The sequence below is a fragment of the uncultured Microbacterium sp. genome, from assembly GCF_947489255.1.
In the GTDB taxonomy this organism is placed as follows: Bacteria; Actinomycetota; Actinomycetes; order Actinomycetales; family Microbacteriaceae; genus Microbacterium; species Microbacterium phycohabitans.
The window spans coordinates 228,866-251,596 of the sequence record NZ_CANLCY010000001.1 but is presented as its reverse complement, the minus strand read 5'-3'; the positions used below and the strand labels follow the sequence as shown (position 1 = coordinate 251,596).

The window sequence follows — 22,731 nt, the reverse complement described above, 5'->3', positions numbered from 1 at the left end:
GCGCGTGCGGATGCCGTGACCCGCCGCCGGAGCGACTGCGCCGCGGCGTTCGGCGCGGCCTCCGGAACGTTCCGCGGCGCGACGGGCCGCCTCAGCCCGCGACGACGTGCGCGAGTTCGACCGGGACCGACACCGCGATCTGGTCGCCCGGCCGCAGGGGCGAGACCGACGGCACCTCCGCGTGCAGCGTCAGCGCTCCGGCGCGCACGGTGACCTCGCTGCGCGCACCCACCGGCCGCCGCGCCTCGACCGTTCCGACGAGGCCGAGGGAAGCGGCATCCCCCGCCTCGCCCACGCGCACGTCCTCCTGGCGGAACACGAGCGTCGCGCGACCGTCGGCGACGCCGACCGCGGCGACCTCGCCGAGCGCGCTGCGATGCATGCCGCCGCGCACCTCCCCGGGGACGGCGTTGCGCGTGCCCATGAGCTCGGCCGCGCGCAGACTCTCCGGGCGGCGGTAGGCGTCGACGACCGTGCCCTCGTGCAGCAGCCGGCCGTGCTCGACGAGGGCGATGCGATCCGCGACCCGAGCGGCTTCGTCACGGTCGTGCGTGACGAGCAGGATCGTCGGGGCGAGGTCGGCACGCACCGCCTCGAGCAGGTCGTGCATGTCGGCGCGCAGGGCCGGGTCGAGGGCGCTGAACGGCTCGTCGAGCAGCAGCACGGCGGGCTCGGCGGCCAGGGCCCGGGCGATCGCGACGCGCTGCTCCTGCCCGCCCGACAGCTCGCCGACCCGGCGTCGGCCGTACCCGGCGAGCCGCACGGTGTCGAGGTAGCGCTCGGCGCGCGCGCGGGCGCGAGCACGCGGCATCCCGGACACCCGGTCCGAGAAGGCGACGTTGTCGAGCACCGACAGGTGCGGGAACAGCAGGGACCGTTGGAACACCATGCCGACCCCGCGCCGCTCGGCGACGACGTCGGCGACATCGCGCCCCGCGATCGAGACCGTGCCGCGGTCGGGGTTCTCGAGCCCCGCGATCACGCGGAGCAGTGTCGACTTGCCGGAGCCGCTCGGTCCGAGCACCGCCGTACAGGTGCCCGCGGCGACCGTCAGCGACAGGTCGTCGAGGGCGGGGGCCGTCGACGAGGCGAACGTCTTCGTCAGTCCCGTCAGGACCAGGTCGGCGCTCACGCGACCACCTCTTTCCGGGTTCGGGGGCGGCGGCGACCGCAGGCGAGGACGCCGATCAGCAGCAGGACGGGGGGCACGACCGCCGACAGCGACATCAGAGCCACGGCCGCGTCGTTGCCGAGACCCGCGGCCGCCGAGGCGACGACGATCGGCAGGGTGACGACCTCGCCCCCGCCCACGATGAGGGTGACGATGTAGTCGCTCCAGGCCACGAGGAACGCCAGGAACGCGGCGCGCGCGAGAGCCGGCGCGATCAGGGGCAGCTGCACCCGGCGCAGCACCTGCAGGCGGCCCGCGCCCAGCAGCCGCGCCTCCTCCTCGTACGAACGGTCGTAGGCGCCGTAGGCGGTGCGCATGACGAACGCCGTGTACGGCAGCGCCATGACGGTCAGCACCATCGCCACCCCGACGGCCGAGGGCACGTGCGCGCGCAGCAGCACGATGTTGACGCCGAGCACGGCGGCGAAGGGGGGAAGGGCGATGGGTGCGAGCAGCAGCACCGAGACGAACCGTGCCCCGGGCACCGCTCCGAAGGTGAGCGCTCGAGCGGCGAGGGCGCCCAGCAGGGTCGCGGCGACCGCGACGACGACACCGAGTACGAGGGAGCGGCCCAGCGCCGGCACCGCGCCGAAGGCGATCGCCTGGTCGAGGGAACGGATGCCGAACTCCGTGGGGAGCGCGGACGGAAAGCTCCAGCGATCGGCGAACGACCACAGCACGAGCGGCAGCAGCGGGAGCGCGAACCACACCGCGAGGACCACGGCGAACGTGCGGCGCACGATCCGGCCGGCGCCGCGGGGGCGGGTGAGGGGACTGTCGACGGCGGTCACCGCCACGCCGCCGTCCGTCGGAGGGCGGCGAAGGTGAGGGCCACCGCGACGAGCGCCAGCACGCTCGTGACGAGGGCGACCGCCGCCGCTTCGGGCCGCGAGTCGAGCGACACGCCCTGGAACAGGCGCACGGCCAGGACCGGGAGCGGCTCGGGCGAGGTGCGACCGAGAAGCCACAGCACCTCGTACGACCCGAGGGCGTAGACGAAGCTGATCGCCGCGCCGATGAGGATCGTCGGCGCCGTCAGCGGCAGCAGAACGTGGCGGAACCGCTGCGCGCGGCCGGCCCCGAGCAGGGCCGCGGTCTCGTCGTAGGTCTGGATGCGGGTCGCGAGCGTGCCCGTGACGATGAGGGCGATGAACGCCGACTCCTTCCACGCCAGCTCGACGATCGCGGCCCCCCAGAGCGGACCGCCGACCCACGGCGCCCACGACTCCGGGGGGATGCCGAGGAGTCGGGGCAGCACACCGGCGTCCGACAGCAGCAGGCCCACGGTGGCCGCGGCGATCAGGTGCGGGACGGTGACGGTGAGGGTGCCGAGAGCCGCCACCGCGCGGCTGCTGCGCGTGCGGGAGACGATCACGACGGCGGCGAGCGTGCCGATGACCACCGCCAGCACGGTGCTGACCGCGGCGACGCTTACCGAGACGCCGACCGCGGCGAGCAGCTCGCCGGGACGCGCCGTGAAGGCCGCCACCCCCGGAGTGGGTCGTCCCACCACCGGCAGCAGCCCGAACGCCTGCAGCGCCGTCGCCCCGATGCCGCCGCCCAGCACCACGAGGGCGAGAACGACGGCGGGCAGCACCAGCACCGCCCCGCGCAGCCTCTCGCGGGGCGAGCCGCGGCGCCGCGCGACGGGCGCCCAGGTCACCGCGAGAGCACGTTCTGCCGCCACCCGTCGTCGAGGGCGGGCACCCATTCCGCGGCGAGCTCGCCGTGCGCGTTGCGCGAGAGCTCGTCGTACGCGGGCACGACCGGCGAGGCCGGCAGAGCATCGAAGAGAGCGCGGTCCTCGGCCGACAGGGCGTTCAGGTCGAGCACGGGGAACTGACCCCACACGTCGGGCTCGGCCTTCTTCGCCTGCTGCTCGGCCGAGAGGGCGACATTGGCGACGACCATCGCGCCCGCCGCGGCGTCGGAGTTCACCGGCAGTCCGAGGAAGCTGGCGTTGCCGACCGTGCCGTCCTCGAGCGTCAGCACCTTGGTCTGGGCGGGGTAGGTCCCGTCGGCCACGAGGCCCGTGAGCGTCGCCGGGCCGTAGGTCATGGTCATGTCGACCTGCCGGTCGGCGAAGAGCTGGCCGAGCTCGGTCTCGTTCGCGGGGTAGGTGTCGCCGCCGCGCCACAGGTTCGGCGCGAGGGCGTCGAGGCGGTCCCACAGCGCCGGTGCGAGGTCGTCGTAGGCGTCCTGCGAGTAGGCGGTGGGTACCTCGTCGGCCCCGCCCGACACGCTCGCGAGGGCCTCGCGCACGAAGACCGATCCGGTGAAGTCCGGCGGCGCCGGGTAGGTGAAGCGGCCGGGGTGGGCATCGGCCCAGTCGAGGACCCCCGCGAGGGTGGTCGGCGGGTCGGCGATCGCCTCGGCGTTGTAGGCGAGCGTGAACTGGGCCTTGTGCCACGGCGCCTCGCACCCGTCGACGGGCGTGCCGAAGTCGGACTGCAGCAGCGGGTCGTCAGCGGACGTGTTCGCCATCGACGGCAGCATGCCGGTCCACCCGCAGCGCCAGGCTCCCGCCTCCTTACCGGTGCGGAAGTTGTCACCGTTGACCCAGACGAGGTCGACGCTGCCGTCTTCGCGACCCGCCTGCAGCTCGGTGAACACCCGGTTCAGCGCATCGCGGGTGTCGGTGACGGGGACGCGCTCCAGGGTCACGCCGTATTCGGCGACCGCGGGGGCGAGCACGTCGTCGACGTAGGCGTTGCCCTGGTCGTCGCCGCCGTACATCCACAGCTGCACGGTCTGGCCCTGGGCGGCCGAGAGCACGGCATCCCAGTCGGCGAATTCCGCCGTCTCGGGGGCCGCGGGTGCGGCGCACCCGGCGAGGGCGAACAGGGCGGATGCCGTCGTCACGGTCATCGCGGCGAGACGACGTCGGCGTCGAAGGGGGGTCATGGGGCTCCTCGGTCGGGACCGGCGACCGCTGGTCGCGCGCGGACTTAGGGTATGGGGAAGCGGAGGAGAATCGATGGAGCCGAACGGAACCGACGCGCCTGCGCGCCGTGCGATGCGTCGCCCCCTCCTCCGGTTGGCGCTTCTCGGTGTCTTCGTCGCCGTCGTCGCAACGGTTGGGTTCGTGTTCGTCCCGCACGACGTCGAACAGATCAGGACGTGGTCGAGCCAGGCCGGATGGACCGGTGCGGTGCTCTTCACGCTGCTGTACGCGGCGCTCACGCTGAGCCCGGCGCCGAAGAACGTCCTGGGCATCGCCGCGGGCATCGTCTGGGGCTTCCCCGTCGCATTCGCGATGGTCTACATCGGTGCACTGATCGGCGCCGCGGCCTCCTTCATCATCGGTCGTGCCCTGGGGCGCGAGGCGGTCGAACGCTTCACGGGGGCACGGGTGGCCCGCCTGGATGCCGCGATCGGCCGACGCGGACTCCTCGCCGTCCTGAGTGCGCGCCTGATCCCCGTCATCCCGTTCACGCTCATCAACTACGGCGCGGGGCTGACCTCGGTGCGTCGCCGCGACTACGCGATCGGAACCGCGGTGGGCATCCTCCCCGGGTCGGCCGCGTACGTCGCGCTCGGCGCGTTCGGCTGGGAGCTGGGGCCCGGCTTCTGGATCGCCCTGGCCGCGATCGGCGTGCTGGTGATCGGCGGTCTCGTCGCGGGGGCCGTCGCGCGCCGCCGTCGCGAGGCGGGGGCGCCCGGTGCTTGACCGCGCGATGCGTGCGGTGCTCTCCGGTCCCCTGGAGACCGCGGCCGCCGCCCTCGACCGCCCCGGGATCACGCCCGATCGACTCACCGTCGCCGGCCTCGCGCTCGCCCTCGCCTCGGCCGGGGCGGCGGCGGCGCAGTGGTGGGGCGCGGCGGTCGTGCTGTGGCTGCTGTCACGGGTGGCCGACGGTCTCGACGGCACGCTCGCCCGGCGGCGACGGGCGCGCGGCGACGGCGGTGAGAGCGAGGCGGGCGGTTTCCTCGACATCGCGGCCGATTTCATCGCGTACGGCGCGGGCGTCTTCGGCGTCGCATGGGGGGCGACGGCGGCGTTCGGCATCCCGTGGTGGCCGTTCCTGCTCGTGCTGGTGGCCTACTACGTCAACGGCACGGCGTTCCTGGCGTTCTCCTCGATCGCCGAGCGGACGGGGCGTCGGATCGACGACGGCCGGTCGTTGTCGTTCCTCGGGCACATCGCCGAGGGCACCGAGACGATCGTGGTGCACGCGCTGTGGCTGATCCTGCCGTTCTGGGCGGGGTGGATCGCGCTCGTGTGGGGGCTGTTCGTCGGGGTCAGTGCCGTGCAGCGCGTCGTCGTGGGGTATCGCCTGCTGCGGTGAGGGGCGCCGGTTCGGCGCCCCGCGGCCGCGCATCGGCCCCGCCGCGTCAGCCTCGCCGCGTCAGCCCCGCCGGATCAGCGCCGCCGCCTCGGCCCGCCGGATCCGCCCCGCCGCGTCAGCCCCGCCGCCGCCGCACGCGGCGCAGCAGCCGGATCGCCGCAGCGACGATCCCCGCGCGCAACGCCCCCTGCGCGTCGCGGACGGCGGCGTTCCACCCGGCGTCGGAGTACGTGGGATAGGCGTGCAGCACACCGGCGAGATCGCGCACCGTGAGCCCTCTCGAGACCGCCGTCGACAGCTCCCCCAGCGACTCCCCCGCGCGCGGGCCCACGATCGTGGCGCCCACCACGCGCCCCTTCCGGTCGACCGCCAGGCGCGTGAACCCGTCCGTGCGCCCCTCCGCGATCGCGCGATCGAGGTCGTGGTGCGCGGTCTCGACGACGCGCAGGCCCCGCGTCGCGGCATCCGCCGTCGACACCCCCACCGCCGCCACCTCGGGCGAGGTGAACGTCACCCGCGGAACGTCATCGAGACGCACGCGACGCGACAGACCGAGCACGGCGTTGGTCGCGGCGACGCTGCCGAACATCCCCGCGGTGTGAGTGAACCTCGGGAGGGGGGTGACGTCGCCCGCGGCGCGGACGCGCGGATTGCTCGTCGCGAGCGTGCGATCGACCGCGATCGCGCCCGATGCGTCGAGGTCGACGCCCGCGGCGTCCAGCCCCAGTCCCGTCGTGTCGACGCGGCGGCCGAGAGCGGCCAGGACCCGATCGGCGACCGCCGTCGTGCCGTCGTCGAGCCGCGCAGTGGTGCGCCCGTGCTCGCGCTCCGCCCCGGAGAGCGTCGTCCCGAGGCGCACCTCGACGCCGTCGGCGCGCAGGGCCGACAGCACCAGGGCGCTCGCGGCGGGATCCTCCTTCGGCAGCAGACGATCGCCGCGGTGCACGAGGGTCACGCGACTGCCGAGGCGAGCGAAGGCCTGCGCCATCTCGCATCCGATCGCTCCTCCCCCGAGCACGAGCAGCGTTTCCGGCAGCTCCTCGAGGTCCCACAGCGTCTCGTTCGTGAGCACGTCGACCCCCTCGGGCACGACCGGTGCGCTGCCGGTCGCGACGAGCGCGTCACGGAAACGGATGCCGACCCCCTCGACGACCAGCGAGCGGGGGCCGTCGAAGCGGGCGCGACCGCGCAGGGTGTACACGCCCGTCTCGGCGAGGGTCTCGGGCGAGTCGACGGGTGCGATCGCGGCGATCGCGCCCTTCACGTGCGCCATCACGGCGGCGAAATCCACGCGGACGTCGCCGGCGTGGATGCCGAGCCGCCCGGCATCCCGTGCGTCGTGCGCCGCGTCGGCCGCGGCGATGAGCGCTTTCGAGGGAACGCACCCGGTGAACAGGCATTCGCCGCCGAACCCGTCCGCCTCGATGAGCAGCACACGCGCCCCGAGCACGGCCGCGGTGCGCGCCCCGACGAGCCCGGCGCTGCCGGCACCGATCACGACGAGGTCCCAGTCCCCCCGACCCGCTTCGACGGCGGTGAGCGGACGGGCGCGACGACGCGAGACGGAGGCCATTCCCGAAGCCTAGGGTGGTCGGAACAGGAGGTGGCGCGATGACCACACCGTTGCGCCGCTACGGCTTCGGTGCACGCTGGTACGACGTGCTCTCGGGCGAGCGCTGGGTCTACCGGGCGGGCCGGGAGGCCGGCATCCGTCTTCTCGATCCGCGTCCCGGCGACACCGTGGTCGACCTCGGCTGCGGCACCGGGTTGAACTTCGCCGGTCTCGTCGCGGCCGTGGGCCCCACCGGACGCGTGATCGGCGTGGACCGCAGCCCCGACATGCTCGCCGTCGCCCGCCGCCGCATCGCCGCGTCGGGATGGTCCGAGACGGTGACCCTGGTGTCGGCGGACGCCGGGACCCTCGACCCCTCCGTCCTGCTCGACGCGAACGGAGGGCGCGGGGTGGATGCCGTGTTCTCGACCTATGCGCTGAGCGTCATCCCCGCACGCGACGAGGCCTGGCGACGCGTGTGCGCCGCGGTGCGTCCGGGTGGACGCGCCGGCATCGTCGACATGCAGCGCCCGCGGGGCCGGTGGCGGGTCCTCGAGCCCCTCGCCCTGCTGGCGTGCGCGACGGGCGGCGCCGACATCGACGCTCACCCGTGGCGTCTGCTCGAACGCGACGCCGCCGATCCGCGTCGCATCGCCCGCGCGGAGCGCAAGGGCGGGCACCTGGTCGCGGTCGCGGCGGAGCTCTCCCCCGCCGTCACGCGCTGACGCCGCGCCGCGCCGACCCGTCGAGTGTCCAAGACACGCCGCCTCTCGAGGGTGCGGCACGGCGTTTCCTGGACACTCGACGGCTTCCACCGCGCCGGTTCACCGGCGCAGGGACGGCGCGGCGAACGGGGCGCGCGACATCCCACCGCGCCTCGATCGACTGTCGAGTGTCCGAGACACGCCGGCTCTCGGGGGTGCGGCACGGCGTTTCCTGGACACTCGACGACTTTCGCGCGGGCTCAGCGCACGCGGCGCGCGATCTCGGCGAGCGCCTCGGCGAACGACTCCTCGGCTCCCTCGCGACCGCCCGACAGGTTCACGCCCACGACGCCGGGAAGCGCCAGCATCTCCAGCGCCATCGCCACCGCCAGGGCGATTCCCTCGGCGCGCGGATCGCGGGCCCGGCGCACACGGGCGAGGAAACCGTCCGGCAGCACCAGCGTGGTGAACGACTCGAGCAGATCCGCCGACTGGTGATCCACGACCACCGGTACGCACGGGATGTAGCGGATGCCGTCGCCCGCCTCGTCGATGAAACGGCGCACCGGCACCGCCCCACCGGCGTGGTTGACGAAGCACACGTCAGCACCGGCGCGCTGCTTCTCCCGCAGGCGGGCCGCGCGCCGGTCCACCGGCGGGGCAGCGGGCGACGCGGCGACCGACACCACGTGTCCGGCTGCGCGAGCCAGGGCCGTCGCCTCCGTCGAGTCGAGGTCGAACACGGGCGCCGCGTCGGGTCGGTGACCGGTGCGCGTGTGGTCGCCGGTCACGCAGTGCACCCCGGCGACGCCTTCGACCGCGAGGGCCGCGAGCTCGCCCTCGATCGCCACCCGGTTGCGGTCGCGCATGTTCAGTCCGGTCCACACGCGCAGGCCCCGCCGCTGCAGCAGGTGCGCCCGATAGGCGGGAGGGAACTGCACCCGCGCACTCCCCGCGTCGCCGGCCAGGACGGCATCCACCTCTCCGGTCAGGATCGCGGCGCACCCGTCGATGGATGCCACGCTCAGCGCCCGCGCCGGGAGGTCGGCCACGATCCACGGGCGCGTGCCGAGGGCCGCGAGGGTCGCAGTGGCGGCGGCGGTGCGCGGTCCGGGCCCCACCGCCGTGGTGCGATCGAGCCCCGACCACGGCACGGTCGGGCGGTGGACGAACGCGCAGCGGTGCGCCGCGTCGACCTCGCAGGAGCCGTCGAAGCCCACCCCGCCGCAGGGACCGTATTCCATGCGCTTGGGGCAGGAGTCGATGAGGGGAAGCGCGCTCATGCGGGGAGTGTACGAACGCCGTGTTTCGACGAATGTTCATGGCGGCAACATCGCGGAAACGCGCGCTGCCTACGCTCGTCGATACCCGCAGCATCCCCGGAGGTCGCCATGATCACGGCCGGCACCACGTTCGGTTCCGACGTCGACGACGTCGACACGCTCGTCGACGACCCGCTCACCCTGCTCGTGCGGTGGTTGCCGCCGCACGACAGCGAGCTGCGACCCCTCGCCGCCCTGGCCACGATGGGCCGCGACGGCCTGCCCTCGCTGCGGCACGTGCTGGTCAGCGACCGCGACCTCACGGGGCTGTACTTCCACACCGACGCCGCGAGCGCGAAGGTCGCGCAGATCGCCGCGAATCCCGTCGCGGCGATGTCGGTCGCCTGGCCCGAGGTGGGGCGCCAGCTCGTCGTGCGCGGGATCGTCGAGCGGGTCAGCACCGCCGACGCCGCCGAGGTGTACCGCCAGCGTTCGCGCTACCTGCAGCTGCTCGCGTGGCTGAACACCGACGAGAACGCCCACCTGCACGTACTCGAACGCCGTCACCTGTGGGCGGAGTTCGACGCCGCGCATCCCGAGCTCGAGCCGCCCGAGCGCTGGGTGGGCTTCCGCATCCGCCCCGTGACGCTCACCTTCTGGCGGGGTGACGCCCTCGGTCAGAGCACGCGCCAGCACTACACGCTCGCCGACGGGCGTTGGATCGGCCGGATCAAGGCGGGCTGAGCATGGACATCACCAGCGTCACCTCGTACCGCGTCGCCCGTTCGCGCGCCGACCTCGCCCTGCGCGACGGCGAGGTCGTGATCGCCGGCGGCACGTGGCTCATGAGCGAGCCGCAGCCGGGCACGACGGGTTTCGTCGACCTCACGGGCCTCGACTGGCCCGACCTCGAGGTGAGCGAGGAGGGCCTGCGGATCGGCGCGACCTGCACGATCGCGCGGCTGCTGACGTGGGTCGAGCACGAGGCCCCGCCGGCGTGGACCTCCCTCGCGCTCGCGCGCCCCGCCGCCGACGCCCTGCTGGCGTCGTTCAAGATCTGGAACACCGCGACCGTCGGCGGCAACGTGTGCCAGGCGTTCGCTGCCGGGGCGATGATCGCCCTCCTGTCGACCCTGGATGCCACGGCCCTGGTGTGGACGCCCGACGGCGGCGAGCGCCGCATCGCGGTGGCCGACCTCGTCATCGACAACGCCGCGACCTCGCTCGCGCCCGGGGAGATCGTGCGCGCCCTCGACGTCCCGCTGCGCGCCCTCACCGCGCAGGTCGGACTGCGCAAGATCGCCCTGGCCGAGCTCGGTCGCTCGGGTGCGGTGGTCACCGCCCGCGTCGATCCCGACGGATCGAGCGTGTTCGTCGTGACGGCGGCGGTGCGCCGCCCGCGCGTGCTGCGCTTCGCGCGCGTGCCCGGAGCCGGAGAGCTGCGGGATGCCGTGGCCGGCGCGACCGATTTCTACACCGATCCGCTCGGCAGCGCCGATTGGCGCCGCGGCGTGAGCGTCGTGCTCGCGGAGCGGCTGCGGGCGGATTTCGCGCGCGCGTCGCAGCGGGGTGCGGCATGACGGCGGCATCGCTCGTCGGACGGCGACCCGCGGCGCCGGAGCGCCGGAACAGCACCGCCGGGGAGGCCGTCGCATGAAGTTCCACGTCAACGGCTCCCCCCTCGAGGCGGAGCCGCGGCCGGGCCAGAGCGCCCGCACGCTGCTGCGCGAGACGGGCCACGTCGAGGTGAAGAAGGGCTGCGACGCGGGCGACTGCGGCGCGTGCTCGGTGCTGCTCGACGGGACGCCGACGCACTCCTGCATCATCCCGGCCATGCGGCTGGAGGGACGCACGATCACCACCGCCGCGGGCCTCGCCCCCGGCGACGAGCTGCACCCCGTGCAGGAGGCGCTCGCGACGGGCTTCGGGTTCCAGTGCGGCTTCTGCTCCCCCGGCATGAGCGTCACGGCATCCACCCTCACCGCCGATGATCTCGACGACCTCGACCGCCGCATGAAGGGCAACCTGTGCCGGTGCACCGGATACCGCCCGATCCGCGAGGCCATCCGAGCCTCGGTGCTCGGCCCCGTGCGCGAGACGGGGACCACCGCCCCCGCCCCGGCCGATGGCTGCGGCGGTACCTGCACCGGTCACGGCGACGCCCCGGCATCCCCCGCTGCGACGACCGGACGCGTCGGCAGCTCGACGGTGCCCGAAGCGGCGCGGCGCATCGTGCAGGGCCGCGAGCCGTTCACGTTCGACGAGCCGGTGCCCGGCGGACCCCCGCTCGTGCTGCGCGTCGTGACGTCTCCGCACGCGCACGCGCGCGTCGTGGCCATCGACAGCGCGGCCGCCCTCGCCGTCCCCGGCGTTGTCGCCGTGTTCACCCACGCCGACGTCCCCGACGTGCGTTACTCCACCGGTCGACACGAGCACCGCACCGATGACCCCGACGACACCCGCATGCTCGATGACGTCGTGCGGCACGTGGGCCAGCGTGTGGTGGCGGTCGTGGCCGAGACGGCGGAGGCGGCGGATGCCGGCTGCCGCGCGGTGCACATCGACTACGAGGTGCTGCCCGCGGTGTTCGACCCCGAGGAGGCCCGCCGACCGGGGGCACCGCTGCTGCACCCCAACCGCACGCCCCAGGAGCGGGTGATGGCGGCCGAACGCAACGTGGTCGCCGGTTTCCACACCGGTCACGGCGGTGACATCGACGCGGCCCTGGCCGCGAGCTACACCACGGTGACCGGAGAATGGCGTTCCTCGCGCGTGACCCACGCCGCTCTCGAGACGCACGGCGCGGTCGGCTGGCTCGACGACGAGGGACGGCTCGTCATCCGCTCGTCGACGCAGGTGCCGTTCCTCGCCCGCAACGAGCTCGCGCACGTGTTCGGCCTCGAACGCGACCGCGTGCGCGTCTACGCGACACGGGTCGGCGGTGGATTCGGCGGCAAGCAGGAGCTGTTCACCGAAGACCTCACGGCTCTGGCCGTGCTGAAGCTCGGGCGTCCGGTGGCCTACGAGTTCTCGCGCACCGACCAGTTCGTGCGGGCGTCGCTGCGGCATCCGATGCGCGTGCGCGCGACCCTGGGGGCGGATGCCGACGGCACCCTCACGGCGATGAAGCTCGACGTGCTGAGCGACACCGGCGCCTACGGCAATCACGCGATCGGCGTGCTGTTCCACTCGTGCGCCGAGTCGACGACGCTCTACCGCGTGCCGACGAAGTGGATCGACGCGGAAGCGGTCTACACGAACAATCCGCCGTCGGGGGCGTTCCGCGGGTACGGGCTCGGGCAGGTGGTGTTCGCCGTCGAGTCGGCGATGGACGCCCTCGCCCAGCAACTCGGCCTCGACCCCTTCGACCTCCGCCGCATCAACGCCGTCCGCCAGGGCGATCCGCTGCACCCCGACGACGACGAGAAGTACGAGGAAGACCTGATCTGGGGCAGTTACGGGCTCGACCAGTGCCTCGACCTCGCCCAGGACGCCCTGCGCCGCGGCAACGGCGTCGAGGCTCCCGAGGGGTGGCTCGTCGGCGAGGGGATGGCGACGGCCATGATCGCGACGATGGCGCCGCGCGGGCACATCGCGCACACCACCGCGACCCTGCGCGCCGACGGCACCTACCTGCTGCGGGTGGGCACCGCCGAGTTCGGCAACGGCACCTCGACCGTGCACCGGCAGATCGCCGCCACCGTGCTCGACGCGCCGCTCGAGCGCCTCGAGCTGTGGGCCGCCGACACCGACGCCGTCCGTCATGACACGGGCGCCTTCGCCTCGGCCGGAACGGTGGTCGCGGGCAAGGCCCTGTTCGGCGCGTGCACGGCGCTGCGGCGACGCATGGTCGCGATCGCGACCGAGCTCGCGAGCGGGGAGTCGGTGCTCGTCGGGGCGGGGGCTCCGTCGGGACTCGAGGCGGCGGGCGGCGGGGCAGGGGCCTCGCGGGGACTCGAGGCGGCAGGCCGCGGGGCAGGGGCCTCGCGGGGACTCGAGGCGGCAGGCCGCGGGGCAGGGGCCTCGCGGGGACTCGAGGCGGCCGGCGGCGGGCAGACCGAGGAGGGTTTCCGGGGAGACGTCCCGCCCACCGGCGCGCTCGCGGGGGCGTCGGGAGGGACCGGCGCCTCGCCGGAGCACGGTGCGGAAGAGGATGCCGCGCACGTCGAGTTCACGGCATCCGGGATCCGGGTGGGCGACGCTGTCGTCACGTGGGAGCGTATCGTCGCGGCCGGAGCCGGCGAAGACGACGAGGGGCTCACGGCGGATGGCGCGGAGTTCGGCGATCTGCGCTCGCTCGCATTCAACGTGCACGCGGCGCGCGTCGCGGTCGATCCCGAGACGGGGACCGTCAAGGTGCTGCAGTCGGTGCAGTCGGCGGATGCCGGCGTCGTCATCAACCCCGCGCAGTGCCGTGGACAGATCGAGGGCGGAGCCGCACAGGCTCTGGGTGGAGCGCTGTATGAGGAGGTGCTGCTCGAGGACGGCGTGGTGCAGAACCCGGTGTTCCGCACGTATCGCGTCCCGCAGTTCGCCGACGTGCCCGACACCGAGGTGTATTTCGCCGAGACCGACGACAGCCTCGGCCCCTTCGGGGCGAAGTCGATGAGCGAGTCGCCGTACAACCCCGTGGGAGCGGCGATCGGCAACGCCGTGTCACGCGCGGTCGGCCGGCGCGGGTACGAGTTGCCGTTCTCGCGGGATCGGGTGTGGAGGCTCGCGGGCGGAAGCTGACCGCGCTCGCGCGTCGCGTGGGGGCGGGGGCTTGGCGTGCGGCGTGGGGCGGGGCTGTGCGCGAGCGGCGTGGGGCGGGGGCTGTGCGCGTGCGGCGTGGGGCGGGGCTGTGCGTGGGGTGGGGTGGGCGTGGTGTGGGGTGGTGTGGGGCGGGGCCTCGTCCCGAAAATGGCGGTGCGTGTCCCACTTATGGCTAGTGCGCGCGCGCTCAACTGACCATAAGTGGGACATGGGGCGGCGGACGGGGCGGGAACGGCAGGCGAGGCCGGGGACATGGGGCGGCGGGCGGGGCGGGCGCACCCTTGTCCCACTTATGGCTGGTGCATGTCCCACACATGGCCGGTGCGGCCAGGCTCAACCGACCAGAAGTGGGACATGCCCGGCGCGGCAGGCGGAGCGCAGGCTGCGGGCGGAGCGCAGGCGACAGGCGGGGCGGGCGCACCCTCGTCCCACTTACGGCTGGTGCATGTCCCACATATGGCCGGTGCACGCGAACTCAACCGACCATAAGTGGGACATGCCCGGCGCGGCAGGCGGAGCGCAGGCGACACGCGGAGCGCAGGCATCTGGCGGAGCGCAGGCGGCGAGCGGAGCGCAGGTGGCGGGCGGGGCACAGGAGGTGGGCGGAGCGCAGGCGGCCGGCGGGGCGGGCGCACCCTCGTCCCACTTACGGCTGGTGCATGTCCCACATATGGCCGGTGCACGCGGACTGAACCGACCATAAGTGGGACATGCCCGGCGCGGCAGGCGGAGCGCAGGCGACAGGCGGAGCGCAGGCGGCGAGCGGGGCGCAGGCATCTGGCGGAGCGCAGGCGGCGAGCGGAGCGCAGACGACAGGCGCAAGCGTCAGCGGGGGGCCGCACCCTCGTCCCACCCATGGCTGGTGCATGTCCCACATATGGCCGGTGCGCGCGAACTTAACCGACCATAAGTGGGACATGCCCGGCGCGCCAGGCTCAGCCCTCCAGCGGCACAGCCGTTCCGGAGACCCGGATGCCACCGGATGCCGGGACCTCGACCTCGAGCACGCTCGGCCGCCCGATGTGGCGACCCTGCCGCACGGTGAAGGCGAACGGCGCGGGTACACCGATGCGGTCGCGCAGGTAGGCGCCGAGCGAACCGGCAGCGGAGCCGGTGGCGGGGTCTTCGGTGATGTCGCCGACCGGGAAGAGGTTGCGGGCCTCCGCGACGAGGCCGTCGGCGAGGTCGCCCGCGACGTGCACGGTGATGACGGTTCCCTTCCATCCGCGCTCGTCCATGAGCGTCCGCAGCCGTGCGGGGTCGAACGTGAAGACGTCGAACACCTCGCGCGACGCGATCGCGACCACCGGGTGCAGGTTGCCGGCGAAGGTCTGGGCGAGCGGCATCCGCTCGTCGAGATCGGCGCGGCGAAGCCCCAGGATGCCGAGGAGTCGGTCGGCGACGTCGGGTTCGAGGTCGATCGTGTACGGCTCGACACTGGTGAACCCGGCACGGACGCGCCCCTCGGCGTCGCGGTCGGTCGAGACCTCGACGACGCCGGCCGCGGTGTCGAACGTGAAGGGGCCGGTGCCCTCCGCCTGGGCGAGCGCGACCGCCGTGGCGATGGTGGCGTGCCCGCAGAAGGGGACCTCGGCCCCGGGCGAGAAGTAGCGCACCGCCGCGCGACGGCCGTCGCGGCGACCCACGAAGGCCGTCTCGGGGTGGCCCAGGTCGGCCGCGATGCGCTGCATCTGCGCGTCGTCGAGGGCCGTGGCATCCAGGACCACTCCAGCCGGGTTGCCGCCGCCGGGTTCGGCGGCGAAGGCGAGCAGCTGCAGGATGCCGGGGGTCTCGGTCATGGCACCATCCTCGCCGAACCCCGATGGGAGAGGTGCGGGCCACTTCGCCGCGAGTGGCCCCTCACTCGCACCCCGGCAGCCGTGGCCGCATTGCCCGCTGCGTCCGACCGGCGTGCACGACCGCGGGCCCCGACCCCGACACGCCGGGCAGCCCCGCCGCGAGGACGGGTGTCGGCGCTCCCGCCCGCCACCGTGCACGCGGCACCGGAGCGCCCGGGCTATCGGCGCGTCCGCCGGCTCAGCGCACCTCCGCGCCCAGGTGCAGCACCGCCTCGGCGAGAGCGCGAAGCCCCGCCGCCACGTCGGCGCCGGTCACCGCCTCGTCGGGGTGGTGGCTGATGCCGTCGGGGTTGCGGAGGAAGAGCATGCCGACGCCGGTGATCGCGCCGATCGACATCGCGTCGTGTCCGGCGCGGCTGAACAGCGTGGGCGCTTCGCCCCCGATGCCCGCGCGCACGACGTCCTGCAGCAGCGGCGCGCAGAACACCGCGGGGGCGCTGTGCACCTCGCGGGCGTGCCAGCGCAGGCCGCGGCGCCCCATGATCGCGTCGAGCTCGTTCGAGATCTCGTCCCAGGTGTGGTCGCGCGTGTCGTCGAACTCGCCGCGCAGGTCGAGCGAGAAGTGCGCCTCCCCCGGCACGACGTTCACGGCGCCCGGGAAGGCCTCGAGCTGACCGACCGTGCCGATGATGTGGTGCTCGCCGCGGCAGATGCGTTCGACGGCGAGGGCGGCCTCGCTCGCGCCGAGCAGCGCGTCGCGCCGCATGTCGTAGGGCGTGCCGCCGGCGTGCCGGGCCTCCCCCTCGACGACGAGCTGGAAGCGCCGGGCCGACGCGATCGACGACACCGCGGCGAGCGCCTGCCCGCTGCGGTGCAGCTCGGGCCCCTGCTCGATGTGCGCCTCGAGGTAGGCGACGAGTTCCTCGGGTCGGCGGGCTGCCTCGCCGATACGACCGGGATCGAGGCCGAACTCGCGGAAGGCCTCTCGCAGCGTGGTGCCGTCGGCGTCGGCGAGGTCCCACCAGGTGGCATCCCACTGCCCGGCCACCGCCGACGACCCCAGCAGGGCCTTGCCGAACCGCGTGCCCTCCTCGTCGCTGAACGCGATGACCTCGAGCGCGAACGGGAAGGGACTGGATGCCGCCCCCTCGGCGTCGACGTCGCGCAACAGCCGGACGACCTCGAGCGCCATCAGCACCCCGACGATGCCGTCGAAGCGCCCGGCGTCGGGAACCGTGTCGAGGTGCGAACCGAGGAGCAGCGCGGGGGCGTCGGGGGCGCCGGTCGGGGCGAGCCGCCCGACCTGATTGCCGGCGGCATCCTGCCGTGTCGTCATGCCCAGCTCGCGCATCCACTCGGCGGCGAGGCGGTTGACCCGGGCGTGCTCGGGCGAGAGGTAGACGCGCGTGATGCTCCCGGGGGTCGCCGTGACGCGGGCGAGCTCCTCGCAGCGGCCCATCACGCGGCGGGCCGCGGCCGCGAGGCGCTCCGGAGCGACCTGCAGGCGGGTCGCGAGGGTCATGCGGGGCCTCGCCGCTCGGCGGGACCGCGGGTGCCGACGGGCGCGGCGGAAACGGCGGCGAGCACCGGACCGGCGGCTGCCCCCGCGGCGGAGACGCGTGCGGCGGCGGTCACGATCCGGCTCCGGCGTACACGCCCTGCGCCGCCTCCACTCCCCCGCCCGCGGCCACCGCGGCGCCGTGACGGCGCAGCACCGCCTCGAGCGCCGCGAGCGTGGTGAGCACGGCATCCTTCCGGGCGTTGTACCCCATCGTCCCGATCCGCCAGACGCGGCCGTGCAGGGGACCGAACGAGGTGCCGATCTCGATGCCGAAGTCGCCGAGCAGCTCCGCGCGCACCGCGTCGCCGACCACCCCCTCGGGGATCTCCACCGCGACGACGTTGGTCATCTTGTGCGCGACGTCGCCGAAGACCGTGAGGCCGAGGCCCTCGACGCCCGCGAGCATCGCGTCGCCGTGCAGCCGGTGCCGATCGATCACGGCATCCCGGCCCTCGAGCAGCAGCACGCGCGCGCACTCGCGCGCGCCGTAGAGCATCGTGGTCGCCTCGGTGTGGTGGTTCAGGCGCCGCGGTCCCCAGTAGTCGAGGATCATCGCGAGATCGAAGTAGTTCGAACGGATGAAGTCGGATGCCGAGGCGTCGCCCTCCTCGCGGATGCCGGCCTCGACGCGGGCCCGCGAGCGCACCACCTCGACGGCACGGTCGGACAGGCTGATCGGTGCCGAACCGGAAGGCCCGCCGAGGCACTTCTGCAGGCCCGCCGTCGCGGCATCGAGCCCCCAGGCATCCATCTCGAACGGGTTCCCGCCGAGCGACGCCGTCGCGTCGGTGTAGAACAGGGCGCCGTGGGCACGGCAGATCTCACCGATCTCCTCCAGCGGCTGGAGCATCGTGGTGGAGGTGTCGCCCTGCACGCAGGCGACGAGGTGCGGCTTCACACGTTCGATCGCCTCGCGGATCGCCGAGACCGGGAACACCTGGCCCCACGGCACCTCGATGGTGTGCACCTCGGCGAGGGCGCGCTCCGCGATCTCGGCGAGGAGGTGCCCGAACCGCCCGAACACGGGCACGAGCACGCGATCGCCGGGGCGGATGAGCGAGACCATGGCGGCCTCGATGCCCGCACGGCTCGTGCCGTCGACGAGGAGGGTCGCGTCGTTGCCGGTGCCCCAGACCCGGCGGTACAACTCCTGGGTCTCGGTCATCGTCGCGGTCATGAACGGGTCGTACTGCCCCACGAGCGGCGCCCCCATCGCGCGTAGAACGCTGGGGTAGGCCGAGATGGGTCCGGGGCCCATGAGCAGGCGCGCGGGCGGGTCGATCGGGCCGGGGAGGTGGGACATCAGGACTCCGTGGGGTGGGGCGGGACGGCGGCGAGGGCGGCCAGACGACGGGCGAGGCGGACGAGGGCGAGGTCGGTGCCCGCGCGCGACACGAGGCAGACGCCGACGGGCGCCCCCTCGACGCTCAGCAGCGGCACCGACACGGCGGGGAGCCCGGCGATCGCGGCGGGAGCCGTCATGCGCAGGGTCGCCGCGCGGACGGCGTCGACGTCGGCGGTGCGCTGCGGCGCGGGCCCCGGCACCGTGGGGAAGATCAGCACGGCGTCGTCGACGAGCTCGGCGAGGTCGGCGGCGATCGGTTCGAGCTCGGCGCGAGCGGCGCGCTCCTGATCGGCGGTGATCCGCGCGGCGACGCGGAAGCGCTCCGCGACGGCGGCGCCCACGGCCCCGGGGTGCGCGCGCATCCACTCCCCGTCGTTGCGCCACGCCTCGGCGCCCTGCACCGTGCGGAACGCGGTGAAGGCGGCATCCAGGTCGCCCGCGTGCACCGCCCGGAAGGGCGGCGGATCGTCGGATGCCGCCAGGGCGGCCAGCAGCTTCGAGAAGGCCTCGCGGGTGGAGGCGTCGACGCAGTCGAGGATCTCCTCGGGCACGAGGAAACGCCAAGGGAGGTCGGCGCCCGATGCGCCGTAGACGTTCTCGGTCGAGGCCGAGCCGTCGTAGCTGAGGCACCAGTCGGCCACGCGCTCGAGGGTCTCGCCGTCGCGCGTGAGCCAGCCGATCGTGTCGAACGACTGCGCGAGCGGGAGCATGCCCTGGCGCGGCACGAGGTCGTGGGTCGTGCGGAGCCCCCACAGCCCCTGGTACGAGGCGGGCACCCGGATGGAACCGGCCGTGTCGGTCGCGAGGCCGATGTCGGCGTGGCCGAGGGCGACGGCGGAGGCCGGTCCGCTCGACGAACCTCCCGGCAGGGCCCCGACGACGGCGCCGTTCGGCGGGGTGCCGTAGTGCGCGTTGTCGCCGGCGATCGAGTAGGCGAACTCGTCGGTGCGCGCGATGCCGCGCAGCGACGCCCCACCCCGCAGCAGGTCGGCGACGGCGGGAGCCGTGGCCTTCTCGGGCCGCGCCTGTTCGAGGTAGGTCGGATTGCCCGCACCGATGCGGAAACCGGCGATGGCGAAGAGGTCTTTGACCGCGACGGTGAGTCCTTCGAGCGGGCCCTCCCAGGCGCCCTGGAGGAAGGGGTCGCCGACGCTGCGCCAGATCGTGCGGTCAAGGGCGGGGGTGCGCGGGGTGACGTGGGCGGCGGTGATGAGCCAGCGTCCGTCGATCCGCTGCCACACCTGCGTCTGCAGCCCGCGGCCTCCCCCGCGGAAGGCCGAGACCGACATCAGAAGGGCTACGTCGTCGCCGAGGGGACGGTAATGCACCTCGCTGATGTCGCGGGGCGGAACGCCGCCGCGCAGCGCGCGGAAGCCGCTGATCGCGTCGTGCCCCACCAGCAGCCCGGCGGTGTCGCCGCGGAGCGTGTCGGGCCCGGGAGCGAAGGACGCATCCAGCGCGTCGAGGTCGTTCGTCACGATCGCGCTCTCGTAGGCGTCGAACGCCGCGCGCAGGTCGGCGGGGACGGTCTCGGTCATCGCTTCTCCTCCCCTCGCGCCCGGCGTGCGCCGAGCGACCGGCGTGCGTCGAATGACCGGCGTGCGCCGAGCGACCGGAACACGCCGAGCGGTCGCCCCGCCGCGACGCGTGTCGGGGACACGCGGTCGGGATCCGGACGGGCGGGCGCCTCGACGCGGGCGAGGGCGGCGGCCAGAGCAGGGGTCACGGGGTGTCTCCCTCGGGGACGGATGCGGATCCGGATGCGGATGCGGATGCGGATCCGGATGCGGATGCCAGGGCCTCGGGCTCGACGGCGGCGACGCCCGCGAAGTCCGCCTCGCGGATGCGCGCGTGCACACCCGAGACGATGTCGACGACCTGGGAGATGTCGAAGTCGGTCGCGGCGCTCAGGTAGGCGTAGGCGAGGTGCTCGGCCATGCCCCACCGCCCCTCGATGAGCGCCAGGGAGGCACGCACGCACGCGCGCATCGCCGCGTCGAGGTCGGGATCCATGCCGGTCGGCACGAGGTATTCGGGCGTGCGCACCAGCGGGCCCGTGACCTCGCCGAACGCCGCGCGGGCGGCATCCGCGGGGATCACCTCGAAGCGCAGCGTGGCGCGCAGCGAGGCCTCGAGGGCGGTGAGCGCCACCTCGCCGTCGCCCTGCGCGAAATGCGGGTCGCCGACGTAGGCGAGCGCTCCCTCGACCTGCACCGGCAGGAAGAGGGTCGTCCCCTCGACGAGGAGGTTGATGTCGATGTTGCCGCCGTGCGGGCCCGGCGGGACGGAGTGCGGCCGTTCCTCGGCGGCCACGGCCACGCCCATGGTGCCCAGGAACGGCGCCAGCGGGAAAGCCACCACCGGCTCGCCGCCGTCGACGATCGGGAGGGTGCCGTGCAGGACGCCGTCGCGCTCCGACACCGCCGCGAAGACGCTCACGTTGTGCTCGCCGCGGGGCAGCTCCCCCACGAGGGCGCCCTTGCCGTGGCGGTTCGAGATGACGCCGTAGGGCACGCGCGGCGCGAGGGTCTCGATGGTGATCTTGAGCAGATCACCGGGGTGCGCCCCGCGTACGTGCACGGGCCCGACCACCACGTGCGGTCCGTCGGCGAAGGGGTCTCGGGCGACGGATGCCGCGATCTCGACGGCATCGTCGAGCACCTCTTCAGCGGGAACCCCGTGGGTCGCGAAGTAGGCGCGGGGGTCTTTGCCCTGGTCGTCGAGGATGCCCTCGTGGCTGACCGTGTCGAAGGTGACGCTCTCGCCCGAGGAGATCTCGAGCACGGCCGCGTCGGTCGCGCACGGGAGGCGCCCCCACAGCACCGTCGCGGGGGTGGCGGCGACGTAGTGATCGCCGGGGATCGCGCCGACACCGGGCTGCAGGATCGGCACGGGCGCCGAGGCCTCGGTCACGGCGCTCACGCCTGCACCGTCGCGGTCGCGCGGAGGATCTCGCGCCCCTCGCGCTCGGTCACCGGCGCCCCGCGCCGGTAGGTCGAGACGCCGCGCAGCCAGGTCTCGCGAACCACCCCCGTCAGCGTCGCCCCGTGCCACGGCGACACGGGATTGCGGTACTCGAGGTGGGCGGCATCCACGACGAACTCCTCGTCGGGGGCGAAGGCGACCAGGTGCGCGGGGGCGCCCGGCTCGATGACGCCCAGACCGGCGAGCCCGGCGATGCGCGCGGGGCCGGTCGTCATCAGCGGCAGCAGGGTCTCGAAGGCCAGGCCCCGCTCGCGCGCCGTGGTGTGCACGGCCGACAGGCCCGTCTGCAGACCCGCGATCCCGCCCCACGCGAGGCCGAAGTCGGGGTTGCTCTTCAGATCGACCGTCGCCGGGGAGTGGTCGCTGACGATCGCGTCGATCGTGCCGTCGACGACCCCCGCCCACAGCAGGTCGCGGTTGACGCCGCCGCGGATGGGCGGGCAGCACTTGAACGCGGCCGCGCCGTCGGGCACCCGCTCGGCGTCGAGCGTGAGGTAGTGCGGACACGTCTCGACGCTCAGGCGCACGCCCTCGGCCTTTGCCGCCCGCACGGCGTCGAGCGCCCCTCCGTCGGACACGTGCACGATGTGCGCGCGGGCTCCGGTGCGACGGGCGGCCTCGATGACCCGTTCGATCGCGGCGCGCTCGCTGAGCGGGGGCCGGCTCCGCTCGAAGTCGCGATAGCGCGGCCCCAGGGCTCCGTCGGCGTGCAGGTGGGCGGGGTCTTCGGCGTGCACGATGAGGAGCCCGTCGAACTCCGCGAGCTCGGCGAGGCAGCGCTCGAGCTGGTCGGCGTCGAGATGGCCGAACTCGTCGATGCCGCTGGGCGAGAGGAAGCACTTGAACCCGACCACGCCGGCGTCGGCGACCGCACGCAGCGACCCGAGGTTCTCGGGCACGGCTCCGCCCCAGTACGCGACGTCGACAGCGAGCGTTCCGCGGGATGCCGAGCGCTTGGCCTCCAGGGCCTCGACGGTGGTGGTGACCGGCACGCTGTTCAGGGGCATGTCGACGACCGTCGTGACCCCGCCCGCCGCGGCGGCGGCGGTGCCGGTGGCGAAGCCCTCCCACTCGGTGCGGCCGGGTTCGTCGAAGTGCACGTGGGAGTCGACGAGGCCGGGCAACAGCGTCGCGTCCTGAGGGAGGACGGTGTCGGCGGTGGCGTCGAACTCCTCGACCGCGACGACGAGTCCGTCGTCGATCACGACGGTGGCGGGCGCGAAGGCGCCGTCGAGATAGACCCGACGGGCGGCGATCCGAGTGCTCATGCCGTTCACGCTAGGGGCCCCGCGTTTCGCGAATGTAACC

At 74.0% G+C, this 22,731-nt stretch carries 18 protein-coding genes; 6 read left to right on the top strand and 12 right to left on the bottom strand.

The genetic code is table 11. The features are described from left to right. Nucleotides 1-91: 91 nt before the first annotated feature. The 4 genes from Q0818_RS01215 to Q0818_RS01200 are packed head-to-tail and all read right to left on the bottom strand — an operon-like array spanning nt 92 to nt 4,075. Nucleotides 92-1,132: an ABC transporter ATP-binding protein gene (locus Q0818_RS01215; protein WP_298870435.1), complete on the bottom strand. Its 1,041-nt coding sequence runs from the start codon at nt 1,130-1,132 to the stop codon at nt 92-94. Next, on the bottom strand, nt 1,129-1,968 hold the full coding sequence (locus Q0818_RS01210) for an ABC transporter permease (RefSeq protein WP_298870433.1): 840 nt from the start codon (nt 1,966-1,968) through the stop codon (nt 1,129-1,131). Before Q0818_RS01210 ends, Q0818_RS01215 begins: the two co-directional genes overlap by 4 nt. Continuing rightward, the gene (locus Q0818_RS01205) at nt 1,959-2,834 is read right to left on the bottom strand and encodes an ABC transporter permease (protein WP_298870431.1); all 876 of its coding nucleotides are present in this window, start codon (nt 2,832-2,834) and stop codon (nt 1,959-1,961) included. The genes Q0818_RS01210 and Q0818_RS01205 overlap by 10 nt, the downstream gene beginning before the upstream one ends. Continuing rightward, entirely contained in the window at nt 2,831-4,075 is a 1,245-nt protein-coding gene (locus Q0818_RS01200) for an ABC transporter substrate-binding protein (protein WP_298870429.1), read from the bottom strand. The genes Q0818_RS01205 and Q0818_RS01200 overlap by 4 nt, the downstream gene beginning before the upstream one ends. Nucleotides 4,076-4,148: 73 nt before the next feature. Here Q0818_RS01200 and Q0818_RS01195 point away from each other — a divergent pair, with 73 nt between their 5' ends. Together Q0818_RS01195 and Q0818_RS01190 are read left to right on the top strand one after the other, a co-directional pair. After that, complete coding sequence (locus Q0818_RS01195; protein WP_298870428.1) at nt 4,149-4,841, top strand: TVP38/TMEM64 family protein; 693 nt, start codon at nt 4,149-4,151, stop codon at nt 4,839-4,841. Nucleotides 4,842-4,848: 7 nt separating this feature from the next. Next, the gene (locus tag Q0818_RS01190) at nt 4,849-5,460 is read left to right on the top strand and encodes a CDP-alcohol phosphatidyltransferase family protein (RefSeq protein ID WP_298871681.1); all 612 of its coding nucleotides are present in this window, start codon (nt 4,849-4,851) and stop codon (nt 5,458-5,460) included. A 115-nt stretch (nt 5,461-5,575) separates the two neighbouring features. On the opposite strand, the gene Q0818_RS01185 is transcribed toward Q0818_RS01190, so the two are convergent. Then, nucleotides 5,576-7,033, bottom strand: coding sequence for an FAD-dependent oxidoreductase (locus Q0818_RS01185; RefSeq protein ID WP_298870426.1), 1,458 nt, complete (start codon nt 7,031-7,033; stop codon nt 5,576-5,578). Between the two features lie 38 nt (nt 7,034-7,071). Between Q0818_RS01185 and Q0818_RS01180 the strand changes: the two genes are divergently transcribed. Beyond that, nucleotides 7,072-7,737, top strand: coding sequence for a methyltransferase domain-containing protein (locus Q0818_RS01180; protein WP_298870424.1), 666 nt, complete (start codon nt 7,072-7,074; stop codon nt 7,735-7,737). 239 nt (nt 7,738-7,976) lie between these two features. Here the strand turns inward: Q0818_RS01180 and Q0818_RS01175 are convergent, their stop codons facing one another. Next, complete coding sequence (locus Q0818_RS01175; RefSeq protein ID WP_298870422.1) at nt 7,977-8,999, bottom strand: methylenetetrahydrofolate reductase C-terminal domain-containing protein; 1,023 nt, start codon at nt 8,997-8,999, stop codon at nt 7,977-7,979. A gap of 108 nt (nt 9,000-9,107) precedes the next feature. Between Q0818_RS01175 and Q0818_RS01170 the strand changes: the two genes are divergently transcribed. The 3 genes from Q0818_RS01170 (at nt 9,108) to Q0818_RS01160 (ending at nt 13,712) form a co-directional block, all read left to right on the top strand. Next, complete coding sequence (locus Q0818_RS01170) at nt 9,108-9,722, top strand: pyridoxal 5'-phosphate synthase (RefSeq protein WP_298870420.1); 615 nt, start codon at nt 9,108-9,110, stop codon at nt 9,720-9,722. A gap of 2 nt (nt 9,723-9,724) precedes the next feature. Continuing rightward, nucleotides 9,725-10,558 (top strand): FAD binding domain-containing protein, encoded by an 834-nt coding sequence (locus Q0818_RS01165; RefSeq protein WP_298870419.1) that lies wholly within the window; start codon nt 9,725-9,727, stop codon nt 10,556-10,558. A gap of 73 nt (nt 10,559-10,631) precedes the next feature. After that, the gene (locus tag Q0818_RS01160) at nt 10,632-13,712 is read left to right on the top strand and encodes a molybdopterin cofactor-binding domain-containing protein (RefSeq protein ID WP_298870417.1); all 3,081 of its coding nucleotides are present in this window, start codon (nt 10,632-10,634) and stop codon (nt 13,710-13,712) included. Between the two features lie 956 nt (nt 13,713-14,668). On the opposite strand, the gene Q0818_RS01155 is transcribed toward Q0818_RS01160, so the two are convergent. The 6 genes from Q0818_RS01155 to allB all read right to left on the bottom strand — a co-directional run bounded on the left by Q0818_RS01155 (nt 14,669) and on the right by allB (nt 22,691). Next, nucleotides 14,669-15,532, bottom strand: a complete 864-nt coding sequence (locus tag Q0818_RS01155) for a PhzF family phenazine biosynthesis isomerase (protein ID WP_298870415.1) — start codon at nt 15,530-15,532, stop codon at nt 14,669-14,671. 238 nt (nt 15,533-15,770) lie between these two features. Next, nucleotides 15,771-17,054, bottom strand: coding sequence for an allantoate amidohydrolase (locus tag Q0818_RS01150; protein ID WP_298870413.1), 1,284 nt, complete (start codon nt 17,052-17,054; stop codon nt 15,771-15,773). Between the two features lie 109 nt (nt 17,055-17,163). Next, nucleotides 17,164-18,396: an alanine--glyoxylate aminotransferase family protein gene (locus Q0818_RS01145; RefSeq protein ID WP_298870410.1), complete on the bottom strand. Its 1,233-nt coding sequence runs from the start codon at nt 18,394-18,396 to the stop codon at nt 17,164-17,166. After that, nucleotides 18,396-19,976, bottom strand: a complete 1,581-nt coding sequence (locus tag Q0818_RS01140) for an AtzH-like domain-containing protein (protein ID WP_298870408.1) — start codon at nt 19,974-19,976, stop codon at nt 18,396-18,398. Before Q0818_RS01140 ends, Q0818_RS01145 begins: the two co-directional genes overlap by 1 nt. Nucleotides 19,977-20,160: 184 nt before the next feature. Then, entirely contained in the window at nt 20,161-21,360 is a 1,200-nt protein-coding gene (locus tag Q0818_RS01135; protein ID WP_298870407.1) for an acetamidase/formamidase family protein, read from the bottom strand. Further along, nucleotides 21,357-22,691: an allantoinase AllB gene (gene allB, locus Q0818_RS01130; protein ID WP_298870406.1), complete on the bottom strand. Its 1,335-nt coding sequence runs from the start codon at nt 22,689-22,691 to the stop codon at nt 21,357-21,359. Before allB ends, Q0818_RS01135 begins: the two co-directional genes overlap by 4 nt. Between the last annotated feature and the right edge of the window lie 40 nt (nt 22,692-22,731).